2 protein-coding genes and 1 pseudogene are annotated in these 2,849 nt (G+C 76.4%); 2 read left to right on the top strand and 1 reads right to left on the bottom strand.

Annotated elements, in window-relative coordinates; translation table 11 throughout:
* Nucleotides 1–254 precede the first annotated feature (254 nt).
* On the top strand, nt 255–671 hold the full coding sequence (locus tag MW084_RS14580; RefSeq protein ID WP_010468008.1) for a four-helix bundle copper-binding protein: 417 nt from the start codon (nt 255–257) through the stop codon (nt 669–671).
* Nucleotides 672–703: 32 nt separating this feature from the next.
* On the opposite strand, the gene MW084_RS14575 is transcribed toward MW084_RS14580, so the two are convergent.
* Nucleotides 704–1,066: an SsgA family sporulation/cell division regulator gene (locus MW084_RS14575; RefSeq protein ID WP_010468006.1), complete on the bottom strand. Its 363-nt coding sequence runs from the start codon at nt 1,064–1,066 to the stop codon at nt 704–706.
* An 805-nt stretch (nt 1,067–1,871) separates the two neighbouring features.
* On the opposite strand from MW084_RS14575, the pseudogene MW084_RS14570 reads away from it, so the two are divergent.
* Nucleotides 1,872–2,795 (top strand): annotated as a pseudogene (locus MW084_RS14570) (D-alanyl-D-alanine carboxypeptidase family protein); the annotation flags it as partial.
* Between the last annotated feature and the right edge of the window lie 54 nt (nt 2,796–2,849).

The raw sequence follows: 2,849 nt of genomic DNA, 5'->3' as shown, positions 1-2,849 counted from the left end.
AGGGCGACGGCGCCGATCAGCGGGCCGTCGGGGGCGGGGACGCGGTGCGCACGGGCGCCCCGGGTCCGGGCGGTGCGCCCGCCGGAGCCGGAACGGCCCGCCGGTCGGCTGGGGGTCATGGGCGCGCAGCCTAGCCGCGGCCGGTCCGAGGGCCGCCGGGCGGGTCCCGCGGGCCCGCTCCCGCTGCGGTCTCCCCGCCCCGGCGGGAGACTGGCCGTACGGAGAAGGAACCGCTCACGGGAGGAGGAATCCCCATGGCTTCCCTCGTCGCCGAGGACATGCTGCGCACCTATCCCGCCGACCTCGGCGGGGTCGACCGCCGAAAGCTCCTCGACTGCATCGAGCAGTGCACCGTCTGCGCCCAGGCGTGCGGCGCCTGCGCCGACGCGTGCCTGTCGGAGCCCGGGCACCTCGACGCCCTCGCCACGTGCATCCGCACCAACATGGACTGCGCCGACGTGTGCCAGGCCACCGGCTCCGTCCTGTCCCGCCACACCGGCTACGACGCGAACCTGACCCGCGCCGTCCTGCGCGCCTGCGCCGTCGCCTGCGCCACCTGCGCGGAGGAGTGCGGACGGCACGCCTCCTCCCACGACCACTGCCGCGTCTGCGCCGAGGCCTGCCGCCGCTGCGAGCAGGCGTGCGCGGGCCTCCTCGACACCCTCGGGTGACCCACGGCCCCCGGCCGGGTCCCGGCCGGGGCTCAGCCGGCGGTGAGGAGGCGGTCCACCAGACCGTCCACGTCCACCCGCTCCTCGCCCTCCGGCACCACCTCGTACGTCCGCTCCAGGAAGCGCGCCAGCGGCTCCTCCCCCACCGTGAAGTCGGCCTCGCCGCACAGCTCTATGTGCACGCCCGGCCATATCCGGACGTCGCCCTCCCCGACCTCGTGCCGCATCCCCTCACGCAGCATCTCCCGGTCCAGCCGCCATTCCGCGTACACGTACTCGCCGTCCGTGAACGCCACCCGCACCGCGTACGGATCGGTCTCGTCGTAGGTCATGTGGGCCAGCACCGGCAGTTCGTGAAGGCGCATGAAGAGCTTGTCGTGCAGGACCGCGTTCATGGGTTCCTCCCGGGGGGTGGGGGCGGGCTCCGAAAGAAGTTCCCTCCCAGGTGCCCCTCAGGAGCGACCCCTATCCTGTCGGCCGCGAACAGGCGGCATGACGTCCGAATGGTCAAGCGGAATCCGATGAGCGCGAGATGTGCTGCATGTCCGCTTCGGGTTTCTTCGGGTTTCTTCCGGTGGCCCGGCATCCGCCCCGCACCGGCGGATGCCTCTTTGTCCGCCGCCGCCGTGGTCGCGGTCGCGGTCGCCACGGTCGCCGCCGCCGTCGCGGTGCCCGCGCCGCGCCCGGCCGAGCCCGGCTCCGGTTCCGGTTCCGGCTCCCCGCGGCCGCCTCCCTTCCGGAGTACCCGCCGCCGGTCCGGCCCCGCCTCCCGGGGCGGTCCGGAAGGCCGTCCGGGAGGCGGTCCGGACGACGGCCGCCGCCGGTGGCACCGGACCGGCAGGAACGCCCGGCCCGGTGCCGGGGCCGCGGGATCCGTCGCGGCGGCGGCCGGGGCGCGGGCGACCGCGGACACCCCCGGTCCGGTGCCGGAGGGGCGGGGCGTCCCCCGATTGGTGCCCGCCGGGCGGCGGGGCGGGCGCCGGCTTCCTACCGTGGCTGAATGATCGTCAGCACTTCGGCCCGTTCCGCCACCGGTCTCGCCGCCCTCCTGCTGCTCGCCCTCCTCCCCCCGCTGCTCGTGCTGTCGTCCGTCGCGTCGGCCGCCNCCCCCCGCCCGAGCGAGCCGAAGCCGCCGCGCCCCGGCGCCCGCGCCGACCCGGCGCTGCTGCACCGGTCCGGCACCCAGGTGCGGCTCCCCNNGGGCGCCGCCCCGCCACCCGCCCTGTCGGCGCGGTCCTGGCTCGTCGCGGACGCCGGCACCGGCGACGTCCTCGCCGCCCGCGACGCCCACCGGCCACTGGCGCCCGCGTCCACCCTGAAGACGCTGTTCGCGCTCACCGTGCTGCCCAGGCTGTCGCAGAACGCCCGGCACACCGTGTCCGAGCGGGAGCTCACCGGCCTCGGCGCGGGCAGCAGCCTCGTCGGCGTGAAGGAGGACGTCACGTACCGGGTCGCGGACCTCTGGCGCGGCGTGTTCCTGCACTCGGGCAACGACGCCGTCCGCGTCCTGGCCGGCCTCAACGGCGGCTGGGAGGCCACCGCCCGCCAGATGGAGGCCACCGCCCGGTCCCTCGGCGCACTCGACACGAAGGTCGTGTCGCCGGACGGGTACGACGCGCCGGGCCAGGTCTCCTCCGCGTACGACCTCGCCCTCTTCGGCCGCGAGGGACTGCGGAACCCGGACTTCGCCCGGTACTGCGCCCTGCCGTACGCGATGTTCCCGGCGGGCGGCTGGTCGTACGGCATCCGCAACACCAACCGCTTGCTCACCGGTGACGACGGCGTCGCCAGGTACCCCGGCCTCCTCGGCGTGAAGAACGGCTACACCAGCCGTGCCGGCCACACCCTGATCGCCGCCGCCCGGCGCGACGGCCGCACCCTCGTCGTGACCGTGATGGACCCGCGCTCCGGCGGCGGGAACGCGGTGTACGAGGAGGCCAGGCAGCTGCTGGACTGGGGGTTCGGGCCCGGGGCGAAGGCCCGGCCCGTCGGGTCGCTGCTGCCGCCCGCGACCGCCAGGCCGGTACCGTTCGTGAAGCCGAAGGCCCCGGCCGGGCCCACGGCGGGCGCGGTGGCCGCGGGGAGGACCCCCGGCGAGGCGCCCGGCGGGGCCCGCGCCTCCGCNTCCCGCCCCGGCCTCCCCCTCCGCTCCGGGCGGACGCACGGGCGGAGGATGGT

The organism is Streptomyces sudanensis, from assembly GCF_023614315.1.
GTDB classification, from domain to species: domain Bacteria; phylum Actinomycetota; class Actinomycetes; order Streptomycetales; family Streptomycetaceae; genus Streptomyces; species Streptomyces sudanensis.
The sequence above is the reverse complement of the archived record's forward strand: the minus strand, read 5'-3'. Positions and strand labels throughout refer to the sequence as shown.